The organism is Rhizobium sp. WSM409, assembly GCF_057653825.1.
In genome coordinates this window covers 2132285-2158251 of record NZ_CM172794.1, presented here as the reverse complement: position 1 = coordinate 2158251, position 25967 = coordinate 2132285, and the positions used below count along the sequence as shown (strand labels likewise).

At 62.7% G+C, this 25967-nt stretch carries 21 protein-coding genes; 11 read left to right on the top strand and 10 right to left on the bottom strand.

Annotated elements, in window-relative coordinates:
- Window positions 1–55: 55 nt before the first annotated feature.
- From AC25BC_RS10865 to AC25BC_RS10855, 3 genes are all read right to left on the bottom strand, one after another.
- On the bottom strand, window positions 56–1135 hold the full coding sequence (locus AC25BC_RS10865; RefSeq protein ID WP_128440215.1) for a YcjF family protein: 1080 nt from the start codon (window positions 1133–1135) through the stop codon (window positions 56–58).
- On the bottom strand, window positions 1132–2607 hold the full coding sequence (locus AC25BC_RS10860; RefSeq protein ID WP_012757666.1) for a YcjX family GTP-binding protein: 1476 nt from the start codon (window positions 2605–2607) through the stop codon (window positions 1132–1134). The genes AC25BC_RS10865 and AC25BC_RS10860 overlap by 4 nt, the downstream gene beginning before the upstream one ends.
- A 75-nt stretch (window positions 2608–2682) precedes the next feature.
- Window positions 2683–3177 carry a SixA phosphatase family protein gene (locus AC25BC_RS10855; protein WP_012757665.1) on the bottom strand — a complete coding sequence of 165 codons (495 nt, stop codon included), beginning with the start codon at window positions 3175–3177 and terminating at the stop codon, window positions 2683–2685.
- A 276-nt stretch (window positions 3178–3453) separates the two neighbouring features.
- Between AC25BC_RS10855 and dksA the strand changes: the two genes are divergently transcribed.
- Window positions 3454–3873 carry an RNA polymerase-binding protein DksA gene (dksA, locus tag AC25BC_RS10850; protein ID WP_003559816.1) on the top strand — a complete coding sequence of 140 codons (420 nt, stop codon included), beginning with the start codon at window positions 3454–3456 and terminating at the stop codon, window positions 3871–3873.
- A gap of 139 nt (window positions 3874–4012) precedes the next feature.
- On the opposite strand, the gene AC25BC_RS10845 is transcribed toward dksA, so the two are convergent.
- Both AC25BC_RS10845 and AC25BC_RS10840 read right to left on the bottom strand, forming a co-directional pair.
- Entirely contained in the window at window positions 4013–4648 is a 636-nt protein-coding gene (locus AC25BC_RS10845; RefSeq protein WP_012757664.1) for a DUF1062 domain-containing protein, read from the bottom strand.
- A 399-nt stretch (window positions 4649–5047) separates the two neighbouring features.
- The gene (locus AC25BC_RS10840) at window positions 5048–6109 is read right to left on the bottom strand and encodes a flagellar biosynthetic protein FliO (protein WP_128440216.1); all 1062 of its coding nucleotides are present in this window, start codon (window positions 6107–6109) and stop codon (window positions 5048–5050) included.
- A 299-nt stretch (window positions 6110–6408) separates the two neighbouring features.
- Between AC25BC_RS10840 and cckA the strand changes: the two genes are divergently transcribed.
- Complete coding sequence (gene cckA, locus AC25BC_RS10835; protein ID WP_012757662.1) at window positions 6409–9012, top strand: cell cycle histidine kinase CckA; 2604 nt, start codon at window positions 6409–6411, stop codon at window positions 9010–9012.
- A 278-nt stretch (window positions 9013–9290) separates the two neighbouring features.
- Window positions 9291–10499, top strand: a complete 1209-nt coding sequence (locus AC25BC_RS10830; RefSeq protein WP_012757661.1) for a helix-turn-helix domain-containing protein — start codon at window positions 9291–9293, stop codon at window positions 10497–10499.
- Between the two features lie 111 nt (window positions 10500–10610).
- On the opposite strand, the gene AC25BC_RS10825 is transcribed toward AC25BC_RS10830, so the two are convergent.
- Window positions 10611–11537: a pseudouridine-5'-phosphate glycosidase gene (locus tag AC25BC_RS10825; protein WP_012757660.1), complete on the bottom strand. Its 927-nt coding sequence runs from the start codon at window positions 11535–11537 to the stop codon at window positions 10611–10613.
- An 88-nt stretch (window positions 11538–11625) separates the two neighbouring features.
- A complete protein-coding gene (locus tag AC25BC_RS10820) occupies window positions 11626–12570 on the bottom strand; it encodes a carbohydrate kinase family protein (RefSeq protein WP_012757659.1) in 945 nt (314 codons plus the stop codon).
- Window positions 12571–12799: 229 nt separating this feature from the next.
- On the opposite strand from AC25BC_RS10820, the gene recA reads away from it, so the two are divergent.
- From recA to AC25BC_RS10805, 3 genes are all read left to right on the top strand, one after another.
- On the top strand, window positions 12800–13894 hold the full coding sequence (recA, locus tag AC25BC_RS10815; RefSeq protein ID WP_012757658.1) for a recombinase RecA: 1095 nt from the start codon (window positions 12800–12802) through the stop codon (window positions 13892–13894).
- Window positions 13895–14048: 154 nt separating this feature from the next.
- The gene (gene alaS, locus AC25BC_RS10810; protein ID WP_017994221.1) at window positions 14049–16703 is read left to right on the top strand and encodes an alanine--tRNA ligase; all 2655 of its coding nucleotides are present in this window, start codon (window positions 14049–14051) and stop codon (window positions 16701–16703) included.
- A 148-nt stretch (window positions 16704–16851) separates the two neighbouring features.
- Window positions 16852–17703, top strand: a complete 852-nt coding sequence (locus AC25BC_RS10805) for an AraC family transcriptional regulator (protein ID WP_128439323.1) — start codon at window positions 16852–16854, stop codon at window positions 17701–17703.
- Between the two features lie 45 nt (window positions 17704–17748).
- Here AC25BC_RS10805 and AC25BC_RS10800 read toward each other — a convergent pair whose 3' ends face one another.
- The 3 genes from AC25BC_RS10800 to AC25BC_RS10790 form a co-directional block, all read right to left on the bottom strand.
- Entirely contained in the window at window positions 17749–18375 is a 627-nt protein-coding gene (locus AC25BC_RS10800; protein WP_012757655.1) for a glutathione S-transferase family protein, read from the bottom strand.
- A gap of 87 nt (window positions 18376–18462) precedes the next feature.
- Window positions 18463–18909: a GNAT family N-acetyltransferase gene (locus tag AC25BC_RS10795; protein ID WP_012757654.1), complete on the bottom strand. Its 447-nt coding sequence runs from the start codon at window positions 18907–18909 to the stop codon at window positions 18463–18465.
- Between the two features lie 70 nt (window positions 18910–18979).
- On the bottom strand, window positions 18980–20191 hold the full coding sequence (locus AC25BC_RS10790) for an NADP-dependent isocitrate dehydrogenase (protein WP_012757653.1): 1212 nt from the start codon (window positions 20189–20191) through the stop codon (window positions 18980–18982).
- A gap of 187 nt (window positions 20192–20378) precedes the next feature.
- Here AC25BC_RS10790 and AC25BC_RS10785 point away from each other — a divergent pair, with 187 nt between their 5' ends.
- The 5 genes from AC25BC_RS10785 (at window position 20379) to AC25BC_RS10765 (ending at window position 25934) form a co-directional block, all read left to right on the top strand.
- A complete protein-coding gene (locus AC25BC_RS10785; protein WP_012757652.1) occupies window positions 20379–20906 on the top strand; it encodes a hypothetical protein in 528 nt (175 codons plus the stop codon).
- Window positions 20907–21003: 97 nt separating this feature from the next.
- Entirely contained in the window at window positions 21004–23043 is a 2040-nt protein-coding gene (locus AC25BC_RS10780; protein WP_012757651.1) for an FUSC family protein, read from the top strand.
- A gap of 4 nt (window positions 23044–23047) precedes the next feature.
- A complete protein-coding gene (locus AC25BC_RS10775) occupies window positions 23048–23878 on the top strand; it encodes an RNA methyltransferase (RefSeq protein WP_012757650.1) in 831 nt (276 codons plus the stop codon).
- Window positions 23859–24662, top strand: a complete 804-nt coding sequence (murI, locus tag AC25BC_RS10770; RefSeq protein WP_012757649.1) for a glutamate racemase — start codon at window positions 23859–23861, stop codon at window positions 24660–24662. The genes AC25BC_RS10775 and murI overlap by 20 nt, the downstream gene beginning before the upstream one ends.
- 24 nt (window positions 24663–24686) lie before the next feature.
- Window positions 24687–25934, top strand: a complete 1248-nt coding sequence (locus AC25BC_RS10765; protein WP_171815686.1) for an MFS transporter — start codon at window positions 24687–24689, stop codon at window positions 25932–25934.
- Window positions 25935–25967: the final 33 nt, after the last annotated feature.

Here is a 25967-nt window from a genome sequence, read left to right as displayed (position 1 = left end):
AAATTTCTCCGGCATTACGCTACGGCAAGCGAAAACTGCGGAATCGCTGCTTCGTTCAAGGATTGTTGCCGCGCGGCGACATGGATGGGGTGAGATCGCCGATGAAATCACCGATTCCCGGCCGCTTCAGGGCGCGGAAGGCGAGCGGGCGGCAGAGATCCATCGCCGCGATTCCAATGCGGGCGGTCATCAGGCCGTTGATGACGCCTTCGCCCAGTCGTGCCGAGAGCTTCGAGGCCAGCCCGTGGCCGAGCACCTGCTGGACGAGGCTGTCGCCAACGGCGATCGAGCCCGTGACGGCCAGATGCGCCAACACGTCACGCAACAGACGGAACATGCCGAGCGTGCCGGGCCGGCCGCCGTAAAGCTCGGCCATGGCACGGATGAGGCGCACGGCCTCGTAGAGCACGTAGAGCAGGTCGACCACGGCGCGCGGGCTGACGGCGGTGACGATCGAGACGCGCTTCGAGGCGTTGACGATCAGGGCGCGGGCCTTGCGGTCGAGCGGAGCGAGCAGTTCGCGTTCGGCAAGCGCAATCAGATGCGGGGGATCTATGACCTCGCCTTCGGTCGCCTTCAGCGTCGCGCGGCCCTTCGATGTCTCAGGATTGGCGGAAAGGAGCGTGGTAAGGCGTGCGACGACGGCACGCGCCTTCACTGGTCGGGTTTCGAGCATCGCCGCGTCTGCCTCGGCCCTGATCGTCTGGACGGCGGCAAGGCGCATCATGCCTGATGTTTCGCGGATGACGAGGGCCAGCACGGCGAGGATGCCTACCGCGAGCACGGCAAGGGCCGCATAGCCTAACCAGTCGGCGCGGGTGAAGAGATCGCGGATCAGGCTATCGGTCCAGAGGCCGATGGCGAGCGACAGCAGGATGCCGAAGGCGCCGGCGGCGATCTTGCCGAAGGAGGTCCGCCGCTTGCGCGGCGCTGCAACGGGGACCGCGCTCAGATCCTTGTCGGGATTGAGGAAGGGATCGTCCTCATCCGGCGTCACGACGACATTCTCGGAGAAGCTTTCCGGCTTGCGCCGCTCACCTCCTTGCCGGCCGTTGTCACGCCGCTCGGTGGCTTCGTCCTCATAGATGAAGGCGGCGGGTGCGCGGCGCGGCGGATCGGACGGGGGCTTGCTCATGCGAGACGGTCTCCGAACAGGAACTGCATGGCGCGGTCGAGGCGGATATGCGGCACCGACAGCTTGATGCCGCCGCCGGTTTCTTCGAGATGCGGCGGGCGGAACCTGACGACGTTAACATCGGGCAGCTGCAGGCCGGTCTCGCCCGAGGCGATGCGGTCGAACAGGCTTTCCGGATCCTCCGGCAGGTCACCGGGGAAGATCGCGGTCTTTCTCTGGCCGTCGAAGCGTTCGCCGGCGATGGTTTCGCCCTCTATCGGCGTGCCGACGATGACCGGAAGTTCATGGCCGTCACGTTTGACGGTCGCCTCGCGGGTGGCGCGCACGGAAGCAAGTGCCATGACGTCGATGCCGGCGCCAGCCATGCCGATGCGGTCGATGGCGCGATCCACCAGGCGGCGGGTCAGCGCATCGAGCCGGTCGTGGCTTTCATGATGGAGATGATCGGCTTTGGTGGCGGCGACCAGCACGCGGTCGATGCGGCGCCCGAGCAGGGAGGAGAGCAGCGAATTGGTGCCGGGGCGGAAACAGGCGAGCACATCGGTCAACGCGCGTTCCAGATCCTGCACTGCTTCGGGGCCGCGGTTCATCGCCTGCAGCGCATCGACGAGGACAATCTGGCGATCAAGCCGGGCGAAATGCTCACGGAAGAAAGGTTTGACGACGACCGATTTGTAAGCCTCGTAGCGCCGCTCCATCATCGTCCAGAGCGAGCCGCGGCCGGGACGCCCGTCCGGCGGCAGAGCCAGCGGCGCAAAGGTCAACGCCGGCGACCCGTCGAGATCGCCGGGCAGGAGCAGGCGGCCAGGCGGCAGGGTGGAAAGCGAGCGTTCGTCGGCCTTGCAGGCTTTGAGATAATCGGCAAAAGCGGTGGCGAGGTCGCGGGCGATCATCTCGTCGGCGCCGGCATGGATGTCAGTGGCGCGCGTCAGCGCCAGCCATGGGCGCGACAGTTCGGAGCGGACGCCCGTTTCGGCAAGTGCCAACGTTTCCTCGCTGAACGTGCGATAATCCTTGCCGAGCAGCGGCAGGTCGAGCAGCCATTCGCCGGGATAATCGACGATATCGATCGACAAGCGGCCGGGCGAAAACAACCGGTTCCAGCCGCTGGCGCTCTGATAATCCAGCGTGATGCGCAATTCTGATATGGCGCGGGTCGAATCCGGCCAGATACGGTCCTTCACCAGTGCGCGGATATGGTCCTCGTACTGGAAGCGCGGCACGGCATCGTCCGGTTGTGGTTCCAGCCGCACCGCCGAGACGCGGCCGGATTGGACCGGCTCGAACAGCGGCAGTCGGCCGCCATGTAGGAGATTGTGGACCAGCGAGGAGATGAAGACCGTCTTGCCGGAGCGGGAGAGGCCGGTAACGCCGAGCCGCACGGTCGGATTGACGATCCCGCTCGCCCGATCGGCGAGATTGTCGAAGGCGATGCGGGCGTCATCGGCAAAAGATGTCAGGCGTGGCGGCAAGGCGCAATTCCGGTTGGTGACTGCCCGCAATATAGGGAGGGCGCCCCGCCTGCAAAAGAAGCGGCGCGAAAGTCTTCAGACGACCACGAAATCGATAAGGCGCCAGACGGCGCCCGAAGCGTCGTAATCGACAACGGCAAGGCCTGCCGTCGGGAAGCCGCCGGGAAGGGCGCTTGCCATCGCCTCATGGCCGATCAGCGCCTCCAGCGTCTGCTCCATGGTCGGATTGTGGCCGACCAGCATAACGGCAGATTCGTCCTGCGCATCGATGATCTCGAGATAGGTGTCGACCGTGGCGTTGTAGAGCGCGTCGACATAACGAACCTCAAGCGTGAGGCCTATCGCCCGGTAGACCGCATCGGCGGTATCGCGGCAGCGCAGCGCCGTCGAACTGATCAGAAGATCGGGACGGTAGCCTTTGTCGGCGGCCTTATCGGCGATGATCTCAGCATCGCCGAAGCCCTTTTCATTGAGCGGCCGGTCGAAATCGCGCTGTCCGGATTCGGCCCAGCCGGCCTCGGCATGACGCAGGAGATAGATGCGGTTGGGCGGAGGCACGGGTACGGTCATGGGCAAATCCAGGATCGGGCGGGTCTTTTCAGTAGCGGTTGTAATTGGCCGCCGTCAATCGCCAGTCAGGCCGCAACTCCCTAAAACCTGGCTGACAACACGGCGTTTTGAAGGCGAAGCAAAAAACGGCGGCCGGAATAACCATGACAAAATAGATCGTTAGCCGAAAATTGTAACAGATTTAAAAATCTGTTTACCTGTCGTATTTGGCTTGAATCGCGACTAGCGCTTGGGATATACACCCGGCCAGATGAGATGTTCTTCAGGAGAATCGCGTTGAGTGAGAAGATCGATCTTAGCAATTACGTTCCCTCGGAAGAGGAAGAGTTCATGAACGTAAACCAGCGCGCCTATTTCAGGGCCAAGCTGGTTGCATGGAGAAATGATATCCTTAGAGAAGCGCGTGAGACACTCGACCATCTGGCCGAGGAAAGCGCAAACCATCCCGACCTCGCCGACCGGGCGTCGTCGGAAACAGATCGGGCGATCGAACTTCGCGCCCGTGATCGGCAGAGAAAGCTGATTTCGAAGATCGACGCGGCAATGCAGCGCATCGACGACGGCACCTACGGCTATTGCGAGGAAACCGGCGAACCGATCGGCCTCAAGCGTCTCGATGCCCGCCCGATCGCGACACTGTCGATCGAGGCGCAGGAGCGTCACGAACGCCGCGAAAAGGTCTATCGCGACGAATGAGAGTTTTCATGCGGGCATGAAAGCAGAATAGGCGCCGCGATCTGATCGTGGCGCTTTTTCGTTTATCCTTATCCCGGTGTGTTGGATAACAAGCCACAAAGGCCCAGGATCGAGCCGTTGTGGCCGCGGATTTCCGCGATTACAGCGGATCTCCTGATGCCAGAGGTTTCCACGATTGCTCTCGATCGGCCTGCATGGCGAGGTCGATCACGATAAGGGTGCCATTCTTGATTCGCCGCCGCATCACGTCTGCTGGGTGAGGATTTGTCAGAACCATGCCTTGATTATGAAGAGCCTGCAGCCGCGAGCGCGAAACTTTCAACTCGGAGGCCAGCAGACGGTCAAGCCGTGTGCTGGTTGGAAACGGGACCATCAGTTCGATTGCCAATCTCGTCCAATCTGCAGTTTTCTGGTGAATCTCCTTTGCGATTTCAAATTCAGCAAACTCGTCCACACGCTGCGACTTGTGCCGGAGAGCCTCGAGGTTGAAGGTTTCTGCCCGGATCCAGTCGGGATCGTTGGATTGTAACGCGTCAAGGACGGCAGGATCGATGTCGCGAACATTGCGGCGCTCGATGATTGGCCGGTTCCATGTCCTTTCGCAGGTCAGGCATTTGTAGATAAGCCAAGCGTCGAGCTTGCGACCGTTGGCGTTGAGCCGGATCTTGCCGCTGGATTGGAAGGCTCTCAGGCCTCCGCATCCGCCGCATGCAATCCAAGGCTGGGGAGCTGTCTTGGGAATAATGGTCCATCGGACCCGAAGCGTATTGCACATACCGTCTTGGTCTTCCGTTCGGAAGTCCACCAAGATGGTGCATGAGAAAACCCCTTGCGGGCGCGGTGTGGCGATGTTGTGGGCGGCTGAAGAGCTGAGACAGCGGAGCTGCACATGGCACATTGTAACAATGCCAAACCGGTCTCTCGCCACCACCCGATGAACATGTTCGCATGCCGCCAGCGTATCGCTCTGCGGCAGTACGGGTGAAACTGGAGTGAGACCGGTATTTACTTAGGCAAAGTGCAACCTCGAATGCGCCGACGCTCTTCAACCCTAGGGATAACAAATGATCGGCATGAAAGGGAGCCCCCAAGCCCGTTCGGGGTGCTGAAAGCCAGGGCAATGCGGCTTTTATGCAACTTAGTGATGAAGGAGGGGCGCTCTAGCAATCCGACATCACTTGTCGCGATTGACACTCATTTCGCCGAAGATGCGGGCGACTTCCTTCTGCAGCTCGGTATCGGCGCCGGTGATCGGGGCAAGCTCGGGATCACGGCGTGGCAGGTTGGCCGGCTGCGACACCGCTTGGCGAGGCGCCTGGTTTGCCGGCGCCGGCACGATGCGTTCGGCCGTCAGATTGTTCGACATTTCCTCTTCCAGCACCCGCTGGAAATCATGACGGATCGCCGCTGCCGACTGCGCAGCCGCCTCGTCTTCGGCGCTACCTGGTGCGGCGCGCGCGGCCGCCGGCATGTCCCGGACAGGCGGGGCGGAGACCTCGGGTTCGATGCGCTGCTGCGGCAGCACGCGCTGGCGGGCGGCATCGAGGATCTCGGCGGCACTTGAGGCATCGTGAAACGGTGCGGGCTGCGCGGCTGGGGGAGCGGCGGGACGCTCCTGCGGGCGCGGCTGGGGCGGGACGGCGCGCAGAGGATTGTCGCGTTCGGCCGACAGCGGAGCTGTCACGGGCTCTGCCGGAAGAGGGCTCGTGACCACCGGCGGTGCCACGGCAGGCTGAGACGGCGGTTGGGCCGGTGGTTCTGGGCGCGGGCGCGGCTCTGGCGAAACCGGCGCAGAGAAAGTGGGCTCGGCGGCCGGCTCGACACGGGCTGCGACCGGCGGGCGTGGTGGAGAGACCGGCGGTGTTTCCGGCCGCGCGACCGATATCGGACGCTGCTCGGCGGGCTGCTGCGTGCCGCTGACGCTTTCCGGCTGTTCGGCCGCTGCGGGCAGGATACGGCTTTCGATGACGATATCGCTCGGGCCGCCGATCATGATCAGGTGTTCGACGTCGTCGCGGCGCACCAGCACCAGCCGGCGACGGGCATCGACGGCTGCGGCATCCAGCACCTGCAGCCGGGGCTGCCGGTTGCGGCCGCCGCGCACGAAGGGCGAGGGCGCCCGGCTGCGGATCACCCAGAGCACGATGATGAGCAGGAGAAGCGCCAGACCGACGCCACCGGCGGCAAGCAGGAAACGGCTGCCATAAGCTCCGACAACATCATCCAACATAGTCACTCACTCCATTTCGCATTCGGCACATATTGACGACTTTTCCGTTCCTTAGGCAAGGGCCGCCGATACTGTCCAGTCACGGGAGAACGCGATTTCGTGTTCCGCTGCCAGGCACTCGGCGACCTCACACACAGGCGGCAGCTTTGGGTTTCTGGGGCAGATGGCGCTGTTGCCTGTGAATTCAAGCAGTCTTGCCGGCCAGCGGTGTTTTTGCCGACGCGGCAAATTGCTAAGAAGGAAAGAGTGCCTGATTCCTGCTTCGTGTTCGTGCTACGAAGCGGTAGGGTTTATGTGAGGAATATATGACGAAACCGCGTCAGGCCGACGACTATAACGCACCGCTTGTGGATCGTGGGGGGCGTTCTGGCACGGTCTTGCGCATTCTTCTGCTGGCGCTCGTGCTGATTGCGGCTGCCGGCGCCTTCGTCTTCTTCAAAAAATCGCTCGACAACGAGGTCGTGCTTGGCGGCCTCGGCGTGCTCGCCATGGTCGGCATCTTCTTCCTGGTGTCCTCGGTCATCGGCTTCATCGAGGTGATGCCGCAGCGCCAGTCCGACAGCCTGGCGCGCGCCTTCCTCAACAGCCATCCCGACGGTACGCTGATCACCGACGAAAAAGGCCGGATCATCTATGCCAATGCCGCCTATGGCGCGCTGACCGGCGCGCGCAAGGCGACCGAGGTGCAGACGCTGGAAACGCTGCTGTCGCGCCACCGCGAATCCAACGAGGCGCTCTACCGGCTGGTCAACGGCCTGCGCGAGGGCAAGGAAGGCCGGGAGGAATTTCGCCTGCTGCGCGCCGTCGGGCCTGGCAGCAACAGCTCCGGCGCGCATTGGTACCGGCTGAAGGCGCGGCTGCTGCAGCCGGAGGAAAACGGCGGCCAGCCGCTGCAGATCTGGCAGATCACCGACATCACCACGGAGCGCGACGACCAGGAGCGCTTCTTCAAGGAATTGCAGAACGCGATCGATTATCTCGACCACGCGCCGGCCGGCTTCTTTTCCGCCGGCAGGAAGGGCGAGATCTTCTACCTGAATGCGACGCTTGCCGAATGGCTGGGCCTCGACCTCACCAAGTTCGTGCCGGGCTCGATGACGATCGGCGACGTCGTGGCGGGCGAGGGACTGGCGCTGATCCAGTCGGTGCAGGCCGAACCGGGCCTGAAGAAGACCGTGACGCTCGATCTCGACCTGCGCAAGAGCAACGGCCAGAGCCTGCCGGTACAGATCGTCCACAGCGTCACCTCGATGCGCGACGGCGCACCCGGCGAAAGCCGGACGATCGTGCTGGCGCGTGAAAAGGGCGATGCCGGCGGCCAGTCCGCTTCGGCCGCCGCCATGCGCTTCACCCGCTTCTTCAACAATACGCCGATGGCGATCGCCTCGGTCGACGGCAACGGGCGCATCTTGCGAACCAATGCGCCGTTCCTGAAGATGTTCTCCGGCGTCGTCTCTCGCGACGATCTCGAAAAGGCGCCGCATCTTGAAACCATCGTGCAGGAAAGCGACCGGCCACAGCTGGCCGCGGCGCTGGCGGCGGCCAAGGATCGGCAGGGCGACATCGCGCCGCTCGACACCCGCACACCGACCGACGAGGCGCGCTATTTCCGCTTCTATGTCAATGCCGTCATCGACCAGAGCGACGAGGCGCCCGAGGAAGCGGCGATCGTCTATGCCGTCGAGGTGACCGAGCAGAAGGCGCTGGAAGCGCAGATGGCGCAGACGCAGAAGATGAATGCGGTCGGAACGCTCGCCGGTGGCATCGCGCATGATTTCAACAACGTGCTGACGGCTATCCTGCTTTCCTCCGACCATCTGCTGCTGCAGGCGCGGCCGGCCGATGCCAGCTTCGCCGATCTGATAGAGATCAAGCGCAACGCCAACCGCGCCGCAGTGCTGGTGCGCCAGCTGCTCGCCTTCTCACGCAAGCAGACGATGCGGCCCTCGGTGCTGAACCTCACCGATGTCGTCGGCGACCTGCGTATGCTGGTCGATCGGCTGCTATCAGGCACCAATGTCAAGCTCGACGTGCAATATGGCCGCGACCTCTGGCCTGTCAAAACAGACCTTTCGCAGTTCGAGCAGGTGCTGATCAATCTCTGCGTCAATGCGCGCGACGCGATGCCAGAGGGTGGCACGCTGACATTGCGCACCCGAAACCTGACCGCTGCCGAGGTCTCGGCCTTCAATTACTCCTACATGCCGGCCGAGGACATGGTGCTGGTCGAGGTTGCGGATAACGGCACAGGCATCGCACCTGAAATCATGGACAAGATCTTCGAGCCGTTCTTCACCACCAAGGATGTCGGCAAGGGCACCGGTCTTGGCCTCGCCATGGTCTATGGCATCGTCAAACAGTCGGGCGGCTACATCCAGCCGGAATCCGAAGTCGGCAAGGGCACGACCTTCCGCGTCTTCCTGCCGCGCCACATCCCGGAGCCGGCGGTTGCGGCCGAAGCGGGTTCGATCGACGGCGCCATCGCCGGAGCCGAAGTGGTGCCGCTGCCGGTATCGCCGCAGCAGCCCGAGGACCTGACGGGATCGGCCGTCATCCTTCTCGTCGAAGACGAGGAGGCGGTGCGCCGCGGCGGCAAGCGCATGCTGGAAACGCGCGGCTACACCGTCCACGAGGCGGGCTCGGGCGTCGAGGCGCTGGCTATCTTGGAAGAACTCGACGGCAAGGTCGACATCGTCGTCTCCGACGTCGTCATGCCCGAAATGGACGGCCCGACGCTGCTGCGCGAGCTGCGCAAGACCTATCCCGACATGAAGTTCATATTCGTCTCGGGTTATGCCGAAGATGCCTTTGCCCGCAACCTGCCGCCGGAAGCGAAATTTGGCTTCCTGCCGAAGCCGTTTTCGCTGAAACAGCTTGCTGTCGTCGTCAAGGAGACGCTGGACGGGTGAGGGAAGGGATGGTTGTCGGGGAAGCTGTGCCGTGCAAGCCCCTTCTGCCCTGCCGGGCATCTCCCCCACGGGTGGGGAGATCGGCTGGGCGCACCGGCTTCCCTAGCCAAGTATCCATTGCAGCTCGGCGAAACGTTGATGTGATGCGAAGGTCTCGCCGCTTGTCATCTCCCCATCTGTGGGGGAGATGCCCGGCAGGTGTCCGACCCGGATAGATAGGTAACAGAACGGACCGTTTACATAGGTGACAGTTCTCTAGCAGCCGGGAGGGCCCGGCGATGGTTTGGAGAGAGACTGGCATCATGGACGAGCGGCTGCGCTTTGTTGGGGAATGTCTTGCGGGCGAGGAGACGATGACGGCGCTGTGTGCGGCCTACGGGATATCGCGCAAGACGGGCTACAAATGGTTGGAGCGGTATCGGGCGCTCGGCCCTGCGGGGCTTATCGACCTGCCGCGGGCGCCGCTTGAGCACGGGCGGGCAACGGCGGCGGAGCTGGTGGCGCGGATCGTGGCGGAGAAGGAGGCGAATCCGCAGTGGGGGCCGAAGAAGGTGCTGGCGCGGCTGAAGCGGTCGGCGCCGCAGCTTTGCTGGCCGGCGGCCTCGACGATAGGCGAGATCCTGAAGCGACACGGGCTGGTCGGGCGCCGGCGGCATCGCTGGCGGGCGGCTGGTTGCGGCCCGTTCGCGCCGGCCAACGGGCCCAATGCGGTGTGGAGCGCCGATTACAAGGGCTGGTTCAGGACCCGCGATGGGCGGCGCTGCGAGCCACTGACGGTGATGGATACGGCGAGCCGCTTTCTGCTGGCGCTGGAAGCCTGCGCGACGCCGGCCGAGGTAGAGGCCTGGCCGGTGTTCGAGCGGCTGTTTGCCGAGCACGGACTGCCGGAGCGCTTTCGCAGCGACAACGGTTCGCCCTTCGCGGCGATCGGCGTCACCGGGCTGACGACGCTTGCTGTACGGTTCATCAAGCTCGGCATCGGCCTGGAGCGCATCCAGCCGGGCAAACCGCAGCAGAACGGCCGCCACGAACGCTTCCATCTGACGATGCTGCCGCTGGCCATGGCGCCGGAGGTCGACCATGCCGCGCAGCAGGCGGTCTTTGACGCATTTCGCCAGAATTACAACGCCGAGCGTCCACACGAGGCGCTCGCTATGGACGTGCCTGCTGATCATTACCGACCATCACTGCGGCGCCTGCCCGACCGCCTGCCTGAACCGGACTATCCGGCCGAGGCGGCGGTGCGCCGGGTGCGCTCCAATGGCGAGATCAAATGGAACGGTGACCTCGTCTATGTCGCAGCAGCGCTGGCCGGCGAGGTCGTGGCGATCGAGGAGAGTGAAGCGGGCATCTGGACGCTACGCTTCCATGCCCATCCGCTCGGCATCATCGACAAGAAGACCAAGCGGCTTGTCCGCCCCAGCGCCCTGCAACCCCGACCAGCCGGCGCAGGGGCGGACACTGGTTTACAAGGGGGAGAACTGTAACCCATCTATCCGGTTCAATCTGTTACCCATCTATCGGCTGGACACAGGGCAGAGGGGGGCTTACACGGCGCGACCGTTTTGAAGGCCATGCTGGCCCAGCCCCGTCACCCCTCATTCACCCAGCGCCACCGCAATCTCAGCGGCAAGCCGCGCATTGTTTTCAACGAGCGCGATATTGGTCTTGAGGCTTTGGCCATCCGTCAGGTCGAAGATGGTCGACAGAAGATAGGGTGTGACCGCCTTGCCGGTGACTTCGTCGCGCTCGGCGCTGTCGAGCGCCCGCTCGATATAGATTTCCATTTCCTCGCGCGCGATTTCGTCGGCCTCAGGCACGGGGTTGGCGACGAGCATGCCGCCGTCGACGCCGAGTTGTTCGCGCACCGTCTGGAAGTTGGCGATGGCGGCCGGGCTGTTCAGCGACAGCGGGCTGCGGATGCCCGAGGAGCGCGACCAGAAGGCGGGGAATTCCTCGCTCTCATAAGTGACGACAGGCACGCCGCGGGTTTCCAGCACTTCCAGCGTCTTCGGAATGTCGAGGATCGCCTTGGCGCCGGCGCAGACGACGATGACGCCGGTGCGCGCGAGTTCCTCGAGATCGGCTGATATATCGAAGCTTTCCTCGGCGCCGCGATGCACACCGCCGATGCCGCCTGTGGCAAAGACGCGGATGCCGGCGCGCGCCGCCGCGATCATCGTCGCCGCAACCGTGGTGGCGCCGGTGCGGCGCTCGGCGATGGCGAAGGCGAGATCGGCGCGCGACACCTTCATGACTTCAGTGGCCTTGGCCAACTGTTCCAGCTCCGCGGCTTCAAGGCCGATATGCAGCGTGCCGTGAATGACGGCGATCGTTGCCGGCACCGCACCCTGTTCGCGGATGATCGCCTCGACGCTGCGGGCCATCTCGATATTGCCGGGATAAGGCATGCCGTGGGTGATGATCGTGGATTCCAGCGCCACCAGCGGCGCGCCGCGCTGCTTGGCGCTGGCGACTTCCTTCGAATAGGCGATCGGCAGAAGAGGGGAGATGGGCTTGGTCATGGTCTTGTCCTGTGATCGACAGAGCATGATGCCGAAAAGGGTGAGCGGTTTTCGGTCGACATCATGCTCAACTATTTAATTCGCCGCTTCAATGCAGAATTCTGACCTTGGGGACAAGGGCAAGCGCCTCATTCAGGAGATCGGGCGTCAGATTTTCGTTGACGGCGTGCCGCGACTGCACGGTCAGTATGGCGGCCGCAGTGCCGTGGCGGACGGCTTCTTCGAGCGGCAGGCCTGATATCAATGCGGCGAGCGTGCCGGCTGCAAGGGAATCGCCGGCACCCGTGACATCGGCGACGATGTCGGCAATCGGCGGCTGTAGCGTCACGGCGCGGCCGTCGCAAAGCGCGACGAGCTCGCGCCGGCCGCGGGTGACGACGGCGTTCCTGATGCCGATCTCGTTCAGCAACGGCGGCCAGCCTGCAGCCCCTTCCGGCCGCTCACCGGCAAGGGCGGCAGCTTCTGCCTCATTCAGGAACAGGTAGTCGATATCCCCGATGCAGGGTTTCAGCCTGACGACCTTGGCCGGCGAGATGGCGATTGCCGCGATGGGCTTGCCTAGCGAGTGCGCCTTCGCGACGATCGCCGCGATCGTCTCTTCCGGCAGGTTGGCGTCAAAAAGGATGAAGTCATGGGCGGCGAAGGCCTCCCGCACCCAGCGGATGGAGAGACGCCGTGGCACGAAGAAGCGGTAAAGATCCATGTCGGCAAGGGCGATCACCAGATTGCCGTCCTTCTCGATGATTGCCGTATAGCTCGGCGTCTTGCGGTCGAGGAAGACGAAGGGCCGGTCGTCGATGCCGGCAAAATCGGCAGCTTCTCCGACCGTCTCGCCCATCGGATCGCCGCCGCGCGGCGAGATCATCGTCACCTGAAAACCGAGCCTTGCCAGGTTGCGCGCCGCATTGAAGCCACCGCCGCCCGGCTCCTCGAACCAGGTGCCGGGATTGCTGGCGCCAGGCGCCGTCTCGCCGGAGATGCGGCCACGCCGATCGATATGGGCGCCGCCGAGAACAAGAATCTTTTTCTTCATCCGAGCCGCTCTCCCGATGCCCGAAAGGCGAATCGATGCGATGCGCCTTGCGCCGCTCGTGCCAGCACTTCAAACCTAAGTCGTTGCTTTCCATCGATAAAACAAATACAGAACACGGGTCGTTTTACCTTTTTCTTTCAATTATTTGATCGCCTATTGCGAAAATGGAACAAATAGGGTACAAACTCGACATTGCTAGAGCGGCTTCAATAACCTAAAGGTGGATCGGATGTCTCAGAATTCATTGCGGCTGGTAGAGGACAAATCGGTGGACAAAAGCAAGGCGCTTGAAGCGGCACTCTCACAGATAGAGCGGTCGTTCGGCAAGGGCTCGATCATGAAACTCGGCTCCAACGAGAATGTTGTCGAGATCGAGACGATCTCGACCGGCTCGCTTGGCCTCGATATTGCACTCGGCGTTGGTGGCCTGCCGAGGGGCCGCATCGTCGAAATCTACGGGCCGGAGAGCTCCGGCAAGACGACGCTTGCATTGCAGACGATTGCCGAAGCGCAGAAGAAGGGTGGCATCTGCGCCTTCGTCGATGCCGAACATGCGCTCGATCCCGTCTATGCCCGCAAGCTTGGCGTCGACCTGCAGAACCTTTTGATCTCGCAGCCCGATACCGGCGAGCAGGCGCTCGAAATCACCGATACGCTGGTGCGCTCCGGCGCCGTCGACGTTCTGGTCGTTGACTCGGTCGCTGCCCTGACGCCGCGTGCCGAAATCGAAGGCGAGATGGGCGACAGCCTTCCCGGCCTGCAGGCACGACTGATGAGCCAGGCGCTGCGCAAGCTCACCGCTTCGATCTCGAAGTCGAACACCATGGTGATCTTCATCAACCAGATCCGCATGAAGATCGGCGTCATGTTCGGCTCGCCGGAAACGACGACGGGCGGCAATGCGCTGAAATTCTACGCCTCCGTGCGCCTCGACATCCGCCGCATCGGCGCGGTCAAGGAGCGCGAAGAGGTGATCGGCAACCAGACCCGCGTCAAGGTCGTCAAGAACAAGATGGCGCCGCCCTTCAAGCAGGTCGAGTTCGACATCATGTATGGTGAGGGTGTTTCCAAGACCGGCGAACTGGTCGATCTCGGCGTCAAGGCCGGTATCGTCGAAAAGTCGGGCGCCTGGTTCTCCTATAACAGCCAGCGCCTCGGCCAGGGCCGCGAAAACGCCAAGACCTTCCTGCGCGATAATCCGGACCTCGCCCGCGAGATCGAACTGTCGCTGCGCCAGAATGCCGGCCTGATCGCCGACCGCTTCCTGCAGAATGGCGGACCGGAGCCCGATGACGGCGATGGCGATGCCTCCGCGGAAATGTAATTTTCGCGCTTAAACTCATCGGACAGTTCCAACCGGCCGCATTCCTGATGAGAATGCGGTCGGTTTTGTTTGTCTGCTGGACAGTGGCGGGGGCGAACGTTAAAAGCCGATGGATTTGTATTTACCTGCCTCCGGCAGCATTGAAGGGCATAGCATGAGCGGCGTGAACGATATCCGGTCGACCTTCCTCGACTATTTCAAGAAGAACGGCCATGAGATCGTTCCGTCGAGCCCGCTCGTGCCGCGCAACGACCCGACGCTGATGTTCACCAATGCCGGCATGGTGCAGTTCAAGAACGTCTTCACCGGCCTCGAAAAGCGTCCCTATTCGACGGCGACGACTTCGCAGAAATGCGTGCGAGCCGGCGGCAAGCACAACGATCTCGACAATGTCGGCTATACTGCACGCCACCTGACCTTCTTCGAGATGCTCGGCAACTTCTCCTTCGGCGACTATTTCAAGGAGAATGCGATCGAGCTTGCCTGGAAGCTCGTCACCGAGGGCTTCGACCTTCCGAAGAACCGCCTGCTGGTGACCGTCTATTCCGAGGACGAAGAAGCTGCGACGCTGTGGAAGAAGATCGCTGGCTTTTCCGACGATAAGATCATCCGCATTCCAACCTCCGACAATTTCTGGCAGATGGGCGATACCGGCCCCTGCGGCCCGTGCTCGGAAATCTTCATCGATCAGGGTGAGAATGTTTGGGGCGGTCCTCCGGGCTCCCCGGAGGAAGATGGCGACCGGTTCCTGGAATTCTGGAACCTGGTCTTCATGCAGTTCGAGCAGACCGCACCCGGCGAGCGTTCGCCGCTCCCGCGCCCATCGATCGATACCGGCATGGGCCTGGAGCGCATGGCCGCCGTTCTGCAGGGCGTTCAGAGCGTATTTGACACCGATCTCTTCCGCACGCTGATCGGCACCATCGAGGACACGATGGGCGTCAAGGCGGAAGGCAGCGCCAGCCACCGCGTCATTGCCGACCATCTGCGCTCCTCAGCCTTCCTGATCGCCGACGGCGTGCTTCCGTCGAATGAGGGCCGCGGTTATGTGCTGCGCCGCATCATGCGCCGCGCCATGCGCCATGCACAACTGCTCGGCGCCAAGGAACCGCTGGTCTACAAGCTGCTGCCGACGCTGGTGCAGCAGATGGGCCGCGCCTATCCGGAACTGGTGCGCGCCGAGGCGCTGATCTCGGAAACGCTGAAGCTGGAGGAAAACCGTTTCCGCAAGACGCTGGAACGCGGCCTGTCGCTTCTGTCAGACGCGACGACGAATCTTTCCAAGGGCGATATGCTGGATGGTGAGACCGCCTTCAAGCTCTACGACACCTACGGCTTCCCGCTCGATCTGACGCAGGATGCACTGCGTGCCCGTGAGATCGGCGTCGACATCTCCGGTTTCACCGATGCGATGCAGCGCCAGAAGGCCGAAGCCCGCTCGCACTGGGCCGGTTCCGGCGAGAAGGCGACGGAAACCATCTGGTTCGAGCTCAAGGAAAAACACGGTGCGACCGAATTCCTCGGCTACGACACCGAAACGGCTGAAGGCGTCGTGCAGGCGATCGTCAAAGAGGGCGCGGTTTCGACCGCGGCCAAGGCCGGCGACAAGGTGCAGATCGTCGTCAGCCAGACGCCATTCTACGGCGAATCCGGTGGCCAGATGGGCGATACCGGCGTAATCTCGTCCGACCACGGCAAGATCGAGATTTCAGATACGCAGAAGAGGGGCGAAGGCCTGTTCGTGCATCAGGGTACTGTCATCGACGGCGTGTTCAAGGATGGCGATGCAGTCGTGCTGACGGTCGATCATGCTCGCCGTTCGCGGCTGCGCGCCAATCACTCAGCGACCCACCTGCTACACGAGGCTTTGCGCGAAGTGCTCGGCACCCATGTGGCGCAGAAGGGTTCGCTGGTTGCGCCCGAGCGCCTGCGTTTCGACGTTTCGCATCCGAAGCCGATGTCGGCCGAGGAGCTGAAGATCGTCGAGGACATGGCAAACGAGATCGTGCTGCAGAATTCGCCGGTTACAACTAGGCTGATGAGCGTCGACGATGCGATCGCCGAAGGCGCGATGGCGCTGTTCGGCGAAAAATACGGCGATGAAGTCCGGGTCGTGGCGATGGGTGAGGGTGTGCGCGGCGCCAAGGCCGGCAAGGCCTATTCGATCGAACTCTGCGGCGGCACGCATGTCGGGGCCACAGGCCAGATCGGCCTGATCCGTGTTCTCGGTGAAAGTGCCGTCGGCGCCGGCGTTCGCCGCATCGAGGCCGTCACCGGCGAATCGGCGCGCGAATATCTGGCCGAACAGGACGAACGCGTGAAGACACTGGCCGCCTCGCTGAAGGTGCAGCCGGGCGAAGTGCTGTCACGTGTTGAAGCGCTGATGGACGAGCGCCGCAAGCTCGAAAAGGAATTGGCTGACGCCAAGCGCAAACTCGCCATGGGCGGCGGGCAGGGCGGCTCGGTCGATGCCGTGCGCGAAGTTGCTGGCGTCAAGTTCCTCGGCAAGGCGATTTCGGGTGTCGATCCCAAGGATTTGAAGGGACTGGCCGATGACGGCAAGACCAGCATCGGCTCGGGCGTCGTTGCCCTCGTCGGCGTTTCCGACGACGGCAAGGCAAGTGCTGTTGTGGCGGTGACACCGGATCTGGTGCAACGCTACAGCGCCGTCGATCTCGTCCGCATCGCCTCTGCCGCCCTCGGCGGCAAGGGCGGCGGCGGCCGCCCCGACATGGCCCAGGCCGGCGGTCCCGATGGGTCGAAGGCCGACGAGGCGATCGAGGCCGTTGCCGTAGCACTCGCCGGCTGATTAGCCGGCTAATCAATGCGTTTCGAAAAGGCGGAGGCTTGGCTTCCGCCTTTCTCATTTCATCGGCTCACTGCCGAGGGCAAGTCAGCAGGATTTGTCAAATCGGGATATGGTTCTCTCAAGCCGATCGATTGCACGAGGTTCCGAGATGAATGGCGAAACGGCATGGGCACTTTATGAAAACCGTCTGAGACGGGTTTCGGCCTATATTCACGACCACCTCGACGAGGAGCTGGATATGGAACGCCTTGCCGAAATCGCCTGCATGTCGAGCTATCACTGGCACAGGATCTACCGGGCGATTTACGGCGAGACGCTGGCGGCCACCGTCAAGCGGCTCAGGCTGCATCACGCGGCTGGCGAGATCGTCCGCACGGAACTTGCCGTCAGTGAAATTGCGAAGCGATCAGGCTACCCCAATCTCCAATCCTTCAATCGTATCTTCAAGTCGGTCTACGGCATGCCGCCGGCGCGCTACCGGAAAGAGGGAAGCCATACAGCCTTTGAACCCTCACCCAACGGAAAGACCAAAGCAATGTTAGACGTTACCATACGCGAGATCGGACCGATCGAGCTGATCGGCGTTGCCCATACCGGCTCCTACATGCATATCGACAGGGCCTTCGAGACGCTGTTCGGCACGCTTTATGCTCGCGGCCTCGCCAGGCCCGACATGCGGATGATCGGCGTCTATCTCGACGATCCCGACATCGTGCCTGAAGAAAAGCTGCGCTCGATCGCCTGCGTCACCGGCGCTTCCGACGTGCCGGTCGAGGCGCCGTTCGAGCGGCGCACCATCGACGGCGGCGATTATGCGGTGCTGCGCCACAAGGGTCCCTATGCTAATATGCCGAAGTCCTATCAGTGGCTCTTTGCCGAATGGCTGCCGAAATCCGGCCGGCAGTTGAAGGACAGGGTGATGTTCGAGGAATACCTCAACAACCCGCGCGAGGTGTCGCCGACCGAGCTTCTGACGGATATTCATATGCCGCTCGTCTGAGGTCGCTATTTGGGGGGGCGGCGGATCTGCCGCGTCCCCGAGCTCTCAAGCGGCCTGCATGGTCTTGATGGCTTCGTCATCGAGGGCGTTCGCCCGCTTGTAGGCCTCGCGCTCGTTGATGCGGCCGAAATAGTCGATGAAGGCTTGGCGCTTCTCGATGGAGCCGAAGCCGAGGCCCCAGGCGATATGGGAGCCGACATAGACGTCGGCGGCGGTGAAGCGCTCGCCGGTGACGTAGGTCGAACCGGAGACGGCTTTCTCGAGTGTGTTCATCACGTCGCCGAAGCCGCCGCAGCCGGCCATGCGCAGGCGTTCCTGCGGAATTTCGAAGCCGAGAGCCTTCATGGTCACCGCCGATTCGAGCGGACCGGCGGCAAAGAACATCCAGCGGTAGTAATCCGCGCGCTCTTCCGGCCTCGGCGCCAGCGCCTTGTCGGGAAAGGTTTCGGCGAGATAGGCGCAGATCGCCGCGCATTCGGTAACGACGGTATCGCCGTGGCGGATCGCCGGCACTTTGCCCATCGGATTGACGGAGAGATATTCCGGCGCCTTCATCGTCTCGCCGAAGGTCAGGTATTCGGTGCGGTAGGGCTGGCCGATCTCTTCCAGCATCCAGCGCGCGATGCGGCCGCGCGACATCGGGTTGGTATAGAATACCAGTTCTTCGGTCATGAGATCCTCCTGTTGTTCCTATGTTTGCGGAACCACCCCTTCGAGAATCAACACTTATCAACCCTTGATGTCAAATTTCGCCAGCAGTCAGAGCGCCTTGCGATACTGGATGAAGCCGGAGCGCTCGGCGATGCTGTCATAGAGCCGGCGCGCCGTCGCGTTGGCCTCGTGCGTCATCCAATAGAGCCTGCCTGCGCCGTTTCCGCGCGCGAGATCTGCGACGGCGTCGATGAGTGCAGCACCGGTGCCGAGCCCGCGCTGGCTGCTCTCGACATAAAGATCCTGCAGATAGCAGGTCCATTGCGGCAGCCAGCAGGAACGGTGAAAGATGGCATGGACGATGCCGACGAGGCGGCCGTCTTCGTCGAAGGCGCCGAGCGCATGCATCGGTTCGTCAGGGTCGTGGAAGCGAGCCCAGGTGAGATCGGTGGTTTCAGGCGGGATGACCACTTCATAGAAGTGCTGATAGGCAGCCCATAAAGGTTCCCAGGCGGCACGGTCAGAGGCTTCGAGCGGGCGCACGGTTGCCGTCATCGGTTCATCCTCGCAAATGAAAACGGCGGGGAAAGCCCCGCCGTTTCAATGCTATACCGAAAAGACCGGCTTACGCCATGGCCTTCTGCAGGTTCTCGTCGATCTTGTCGAGGAAGGCGGTGGTCGACAGCCACGGCTGGTCGGGGCCGATCAGCAGCGCCAGGTCCTTGGTCATGAAGCCGGATTCGACGGTGTCGACGCAGACCTTTTCCAGCGTCGAGGAGAAGCGGGCGAGCTCGGCATTGTCGTCGAGCTTGGCGCGGTGCGCCAGGCCACGGGTCCAGGCGAAGATCGAGGCGATCGAGTTCGTCGAAGTTTCCTGGCCCTTCTGGTGCTGGCGATAGTGACGCGTCACCGTGCCGTGGGCGGCTTCGGCTTCGACCGTCTTGCCGTCGGGCGTCAAGAGAACCGAGGTCATCAGGCCGAGCGAGCCGAAGCCCTGGGCTACGGTGTCGGACTGGACGTCGCCGTCATAATTCTTGCAGGCCCAGACATAGCCGCCCGACCACTTCAGCGCCGAGGCGACCATGTCGTCGATCAGGCGGTGTTCGTAAGTGATGCCGGCTTCCTTGAACTGATCCTTGAATTCGGTCTGGTACACCTCTTCGAAGATGTCCTTGAAGCGACCGTCATAGGCCTTGAGGATGGTGTTCTTGGTCGACAGATAAACCGGCCACTTACGCATCAGGCCGTACATCATTGAGGCGCGGGCGAATTCGCGGATCGACTCGTCGAGATTGTACATGGCCATGGCAACGCCGGAGCCGGGGGCGTCGAAGACGTCCTTCTCGATAACCGTGCCGTCTTCACCGACGAACTTGATCGTCAGCTTGCCCTTGCCGGGGAAGCGGAAGTCGGTGGCACGGTACTGGTCGCCGAAGGCATGACGACCGACAACGATCGGCTTGGTCCAGCCGGGAACGAGGCGCGGCACGTTCTGGCAAATGATCGGCTCGCGGAAGATGACGCCGCCGAGAATGTTGCGGATCGTGCCGTTCGGGCTCTTCCACATCTGCTTGAGATTGAATTCCTTGACGCGGTCTTCATCCGGCGTGATCGTCGCGCACTTGATGCCGACGCCGTATTTCTTGATGGCGTTGGCGGCGTCGACGGTGACCTGGTCGTTGGTGGCGTCGCGGTTTTCGACCGAGAGGTCGAAATAGTCGATGTCGAGGTCAAGATACGGATGGATCAGCTTATCCTTGATGAGCTGCCAGATGATGCGCGTCATTTCATCGCCGTCGAGATCGGCGACGGGATTTGCGACCTTGATCTTGTTCATGTATCTGCCTCGTTCGAGCTTGAATGGGGACGGGGGTCCCGGGTGGGTGATGTGATGAGGAGCGCTATAGCATTGTGAACCGGGAACGCAAAGCTGCAACGGGTTTCAGAATGCGTTTTTGCCGCCATTGCCAAGTGCTGGAATTTGGTTAGTGTCCGCCACGATCTGCCGCCCCGGACATTCGACCATGAAGACAATCGCCGTTGTTATCGCATGCCTTATCGCCTTTTCCGGCACCGGCCATGCCGCCGATATCATCGCTCCCGTGAAGGAGATCATGGAGGCGACCAGGAGCAATTGGGCCGACAATAACAGCGACTGGACCGACATCTTCGATGCGAGCCGGCTCGACCATCTCTACAGCCGCGATTTCGTCGCGAAATACCAGGCGGCGGCTCAGTTTCCCGCCATCGACGATGACGGCATTTCGCCCTTCGACTACGACGTCATCGTCAACGGCCAGGATGCCTGCCCGCTGGAGGATCTGACGATGGCGGCAGCGCCTGTGGTCGACGGCGTGGCCGAGGTGACCGTGCGCTTCAAGAAATCCGCCTGCTCGGACGCTGCTGACGCCAAGGATTATACGACTGTTCATTTCCAAGTGGTCGAAGAGGGCGGCAAAACCGTCATCGACGATATCGTCACCGAAAATATCGAAACGCAGGCGCGCGATTCCCTGAAGGCAACGATGGCGCTGATTGCCAAGGGCCAATAGGCGCGCGACATTCGAGAGCATCTGGATTCGATCTCGGGTGGTTTGATTTCCGCTCTTGCGGCGGTATCTGTCGATCCCTGGGCAGCATGAGGGGCTCTTGCACTTGTTTTCCGGTTTTCAGTTCCGCGACTGGCTGCTTGCCAACGATCCGGCGCTATCGCGCCTGCGGATGGCCTCGCGGGTGACGCTGACGATCGCTTTCTCCTTTTTAGTCCTCCTCGCCATCCAGATGTTCATCCTGCCTTTGCCGACGGCGGCTTTCGGCCTTGGCATCGTGCTGTCGATCGAGGGCGGGGTGGCGGTTCGCGACAAGGGCAATGCGCGACAACTGGTGACGCGGCTCTTCGGTTGTGCCGCAAGCCTTGGCGTTGTCGCCATCGCGGCGGGCCTCGAAGATCACCGCTTTCTCTCCGATCTCGTCTTCCTGGTGGTGATCGCGCTCGCATCGGCGGGCCGCGTGTTCGGGCCGCGCGGTTTTGCGATCGGCATGTTCGCCTTCACCTCCTATTTCATGGGGTCTTATTTCCGGCCTTCTCTTGCCGAGCTGCCTGATGTGGCGATCGGCCCCGTCGTTTCGGTGCTCTTCGGGCATCTGGTGAGAGCCGTGCTCCTGCCGGACGATTGGCGGCGCGACCTGCTGCGGTCGCTCGAAAGCGTGCGCGGCCGGATCAATCAGATCCTCTTCAAGCTCGCCGCCCTTGCCGGTGGCGCCGAGATCGGCGAAGCCGACAGGCAGGAGCTGCGTCAGTTGGAAGACCGGCTGAAGGAAGTGGTACTGATGGCCGAAACCTTCATTCCACGCCCGGCCGGCGGGGTTTTCGATGCCACCGCCGATCCCGCCGCAGAGCTGGCAATCCGGCTCTTCGACGCGCATCTTGCTGCTGAGAGCGCGATCGTGCTGAGCTTCCAGAGCCCGCCGCCCTTCGCACTCGTCCATGCGGTGATCGAGGCGGATGCAGCCGAACTTGCACCCTATAGCGCCATGGCGGAAGCCATCAAGGACGAGCCGCAGGGCGAAACTGTGCGGGCGCTTCTCTGGCTCGGCGAGGCGCGGCAGCAGCTAACGCAGGCGATTGGCGAGGGGCAGGTCTCCGGCTTTGCCGGCATCGATGCCGTCAGGGACACTGCGCAGCCTGAAAAGATCGACTTTTCCTTTGCCAATCCGCTGCTGCGTTCGGCGCTGCAGATCACGCTCGCTTCGGCGATCGCCATGGGCTTCGGCCTGCTTCTGTCGCGCGAGCGCTGGTTCTGGGCGGTGCTGGCCGCCTTCCTCGTCTTCACCAATACCAATTCGCGCGGCGACACGGCGATGAAGGCGCTGTCGCGTTCGCTCGGCACGGTGTTCGGGATCGCCATCGGGCTCCTGTTGGCGACGCTGATTTCGGGGCAGCTGGCAATCGCCATTCCGGTTGCGGTCATCTGCATCTTCCTCGCCTTCTATTTCCTGCAGGTCTCCTATGCGACGATGACCTTTTTCATCTCGATCGTGCTCTGCCTGGTCTACGGCATGACCGGGGTGCTAACGCTCGACCTGCTGCAGCTGCGCATCGGCGAGACCGTGATCGGCGCGGTGGCCGGAACGGCGGTCGCCTTCCTCGTCTTTCCGGCGCGCACGCGGGGTGCGCTCGATGCTGCACTTGCCCGCTGGTTCCAGGCGCTGGAGGACCTGCTGAACGCGATCGGTGAGGGCAGTAGCGGCTTCGAGCTGATCGCCCTGTCGCAGAAGATCGATGCCTGCTACCGCGACGTGACGGTGGCCGCGAAGCCGCTCGGCTCGTCCTGGTCGGTGGTGACGCGGCCGGGCCAGATCCGCCAGACGCTGGCGATCTTCCTTTCCTGCACCTACTGGGCGCGCATCCTGGCGAAGAGTTCCACAGCGCCGGCCGAGGCCGACGACCTGAAGAGGCTGATCGCGTCGGATCTGGCGCTGATGAAGGATGCGGCCCCGCGCGGCTCGACCTGTTTCTTCATTGAGCGCAAGGCGTCGCGGACGACAGGGCGGCACCTGCCGCTGTCGCGCGAGGGCGCGAGACTGGGGCTCGAAATGATCGGTTCTGCGCTGGAAAGGCTTTATCCGCAGGCTGACGTCTTGCCGTTTGCAGCGGGCGAGGTTATTGCGCGCTCGAAACAGGGATAGAACGATGGCAGGCACGAACAGCGAGCGTCAACTTCTGGCCGAAGGGCCGGCCATCATTCTGGTCGAGCCGCAGATGGGCGAGAATATCGGCATGGTGGCGCGCGCCATGGCGAATTTCGGCCTTGCTGAACTGCGCCTCGTCAATCCGCGCGACGGCTGGCCGAACGAGAAAGCCCTGGCGACCGCCTCCAAGGCCGATCACGTCATCGAGGCGACCAAGGTCTACGATACGCTGGAACAGGCGGTCGCCGACCTCAATTTCGTCTATGCGACGACGGCGCGCGAGCGCGACGGCTACAAACCGGTGCGTTCGCCGGTCATTGCCGCCGAGACGCTCCGGGCGAGGTTTCGTGCCGGCGAGGGAACCGGAATCCTCTTTGGGCGCGAGCGCTGGGGGCTGACCAACGAGGAGGTGGCGCTTGCAGACGAGATCGTCACTTTCCCCGTCAATCCGGCCTTTGCTTCGCTGAACATCGCCCAGGCAGTGCTGCTGATGTCCTATGAGTGGATGAAATCAGGCATGGAGGATCTCGGCGCGGTGCCCTTCCAGGCAATGGGGCAGACGCCCTCGACCAAGGACCAGCTGTTCGGCCTGTTCGACCAGCTGGAGGAGGCGCTCGATGCGCGTGGTTATTTCCACCCTGCCGGGAAAAAGCCAAAAATGGTCGACAATCTCCGTGCCGTACTCTCCCGCCGGGCCTTCACGGAGCAGGAAATCAGCGTGCTGCGCGGCGTCATCTCCTCCCTCGACCGCTTCTCGCGCAAGAGCCCGCGCGGCGGCCGGTTCCCGACAGCGGCCAAGGAAACACCGCCCGATGACAGCGCCGACGCATGAGCTGAAACCCGTCCTCGTCTTCGATTCCGGCATCGGCGGGCTGACCGTGCTGCGCGAGGTGCGCGTGCTGATGCCGGAACGCGGCTTCATCTATGTGGCCGACGATGCCGGCTTTCCCTATGGCGGCTGGGAGGAACAGGCGCTGAAGGAGCGGGTGATCGGGCTTTTCGGCCGGCTGCTCGAGGAGCACGATCCCGAAGTCTGCATCATCGCCTGCAACACCGCCTTCACGCTTGTTGGTGCCGATCTCCGCGCCGCCTTTCCTCAGATGACCTTCGTCGGCACCGTGCCGGCGATCAAACCGGCGGCGGAGCGCACGCGCTCCGGCCTGGTCTCGGTGCTCGCGACGCCGGGCACGGTCAAGCGCGCCTATACGCGCGATCTCATCCAGTCCTTTGCGCAGCAATGTCATGTGCGGCTCGTCGGCTCGGAAAACTTGGCGCGCATGGCGGAGGCCTATATCCGGGGCGACGCGGTTTCCGATGAGGCGGTGCTGACCGAGATCGACCAATGTTTCGTCGAGAAGGAAGGCCGCAAGACCGATATCGTCGTGCTCGCCTGCACGCATTATCCCTTCATGGCCAATCTATTCCGCAGACTGGCGCCTTGGCCGGTGGACTGGCTGGATCCGGCAGAAGCCATTGCCCGGCGGGCGCGCACACTCGTTCCGCAGATCGCCGATGCCGTTCACCCCGATAATTTCGACTTTGCCGTTTTTACATCCGGCAATCCCGACTTTGCGACGCGCCGGCTGATGCAGGGTTTCGGTCTCAGCATGCGATAAGGCACTGCGCGCTTTATTTCACCGATGTCATCGCGCAACATCTCTGTGGGGAATCGCGGGCGGGTGTTTGCCGCTCGATACATAAAGGGATGCGCCGTGCCGCTGCAAAGACTTGTCATGCTGATCTTCTTTCTGCAGCCGATAGCCTTTGGCGCCTGGTTGCCGCGCATTCCTGATATCCAGGCGAAGCTTGAACTCGGCACCGCCGATCTCGCCGTCGCACTTCTGGGGTTGCCGATCGGCACGCTGATCACCCTGCCGTTTGCCGGCCGCCTCGTCTCGCGCATCGGCGGGCGCATGGCGATCATCTATGGTTTCATCTTCTTTCTTGCCGTGGTTTCGCTTCCAGCCTTCGCCCCCAGCGTCATGCTTCTATTCTTCGCCTTGATTGTCGTTGGGGTTGCGCTTTCGACGGTGGAACTCGGCATGAATGTCGAGGCCGATGTGACGGAGAAGGCGACGGGGCTGATCATCATGAGCCGCTGCCACGGCTTCTGGAGTTTCGGTATCATGGCCGGCAGCCTGATCGGCGTTGGTGCCATAGCCCTCGGGCTTTCGCCGCACTGGTCGATCCTGATCACGGCGATCGTTATCCTGCCGGCTGCGCTGATTGCCAGCCTGCGCCTGCCGAAATTGCCGGAAAGTCACCATGCGGAGAATTCGCAGGCAATGACCGGCTTCAAGCTGCCCAGTCTTGCTCTGCTCGGGATTTGCGCCTTCGTCTTCGGCGTGACGATGACCGAAGGTGCGATCGCCGATTGGTCGGCGGTCTACCTCCGCGATGTCATGAATGCAGAAGGCGCACAAACCGGCCTCGGTTATTCGGTTTTCGCTTTCATGGTTGCGGCGGGGCGCTTCAGCGGTGATTACATGAAAGGCCGTTTCGGCGCGGTTGCCATTGCCCGTGGCTGCGGCATCGCCTCGCTTGCCGGTATGCTCGTCGTTCTCCTTGCACCGGCGACGCCGCTTGCGCTACTCGGCTTTGCCGCAGTCGGTGTCGGCGTCTCGGTCGGGTTTCCGCTTGCGGTGACGGCCGTCGCTTCGCTGACTGATCGCCCGCCCGCTTCAAGCGTTGCGACGCTTTCCTTCGCAGCCCTGACCGGTTTTCTCATCGGGCCGCCGATCATCGGCTTTCTCGGCGAACTCCTGGGCTTGCGCGCGGGGCTTGCGGTCTTGCTGGCGCCGCTTTTCGTCAGCCTGCTCTGCACACGTTTGCTGATTCCGACGCAGAAGGACATGGCGGGCGACCTCGTCGAGCGCGAGGCGGTGTGAAGCCTTATTTCCCAGGGCTGGCTTTCCTGTGGG

Bases quoted from the DNA above. Each gene is read 5' to 3' on its own strand.
- AC25BC_RS10855 (WP_012757665.1), bottom strand. From the start codon at position 3,177: ATGACCGTACCCGTGCCTCCGCCCAACCGCATCTATCTCCTGCGTCAT.
- murI (WP_012757649.1), top strand. From the start codon at position 23,859: ATGACAGCGCCGACGCATGAGCTGAAACCCGTCCTCGTCTTCGATTCC.
- AC25BC_RS10800 (WP_012757655.1), bottom strand. From the start codon at position 18,375: ATGACCGAAGAACTGGTATTCTATACCAACCCGATGTCGCGCGGCCGC.
- AC25BC_RS10825 (WP_012757660.1), bottom strand. From the start codon at position 11,537: ATGACCAAGCCCATCTCCCCTCTTCTGCCGATCGCCTATTCGAAGGAA.
- AC25BC_RS10765 (WP_171815686.1), top strand. From the start codon at position 24,687: ATGTCATCGCGCAACATCTCTGTGGGGAATCGCGGGCGGGTGTTTGCC.
- AC25BC_RS10830 (WP_012757661.1), top strand. From the start codon at position 9,291: ATGGTTTGGAGAGAGACTGGCATCATGGACGAGCGGCTGCGCTTTGTT.
- AC25BC_RS10795 (WP_012757654.1), bottom strand. From the start codon at position 18,909: ATGACGGCAACCGTGCGCCCGCTCGAAGCCTCTGACCGTGCCGCCTGG.
- AC25BC_RS10820 (WP_012757659.1), bottom strand. From the start codon at position 12,570: ATGAAGAAAAAGATTCTTGTTCTCGGCGGCGCCCATATCGATCGGCGT.
- AC25BC_RS10790 (WP_012757653.1), bottom strand. From the start codon at position 20,191: ATGAACAAGATCAAGGTCGCAAATCCCGTCGCCGATCTCGACGGCGAT.
- recA (WP_012757658.1), top strand. From the start codon at position 12,800: ATGTCTCAGAATTCATTGCGGCTGGTAGAGGACAAATCGGTGGACAAA.
- AC25BC_RS10845 (WP_012757664.1), bottom strand. From the start codon at position 4,648: ATGTGCAATACGCTTCGGGTCCGATGGACCATTATTCCCAAGACAGCT.
- AC25BC_RS10865 (WP_128440215.1), bottom strand. From the start codon at position 1,135: ATGAGCAAGCCCCCGTCCGATCCGCCGCGCCGCGCACCCGCCGCCTTC.
- AC25BC_RS10785 (WP_012757652.1), top strand. From the start codon at position 20,379: ATGAAGACAATCGCCGTTGTTATCGCATGCCTTATCGCCTTTTCCGGC.
- alaS (WP_017994221.1), top strand. From the start codon at position 14,049: ATGAGCGGCGTGAACGATATCCGGTCGACCTTCCTCGACTATTTCAAG.
- AC25BC_RS10775 (WP_012757650.1), top strand. From the start codon at position 23,048: ATGGCAGGCACGAACAGCGAGCGTCAACTTCTGGCCGAAGGGCCGGCC.
- cckA (WP_012757662.1), top strand. From the start codon at position 6,409: ATGACGAAACCGCGTCAGGCCGACGACTATAACGCACCGCTTGTGGAT.
- AC25BC_RS10805 (WP_128439323.1), top strand. From the start codon at position 16,852: ATGAATGGCGAAACGGCATGGGCACTTTATGAAAACCGTCTGAGACGG.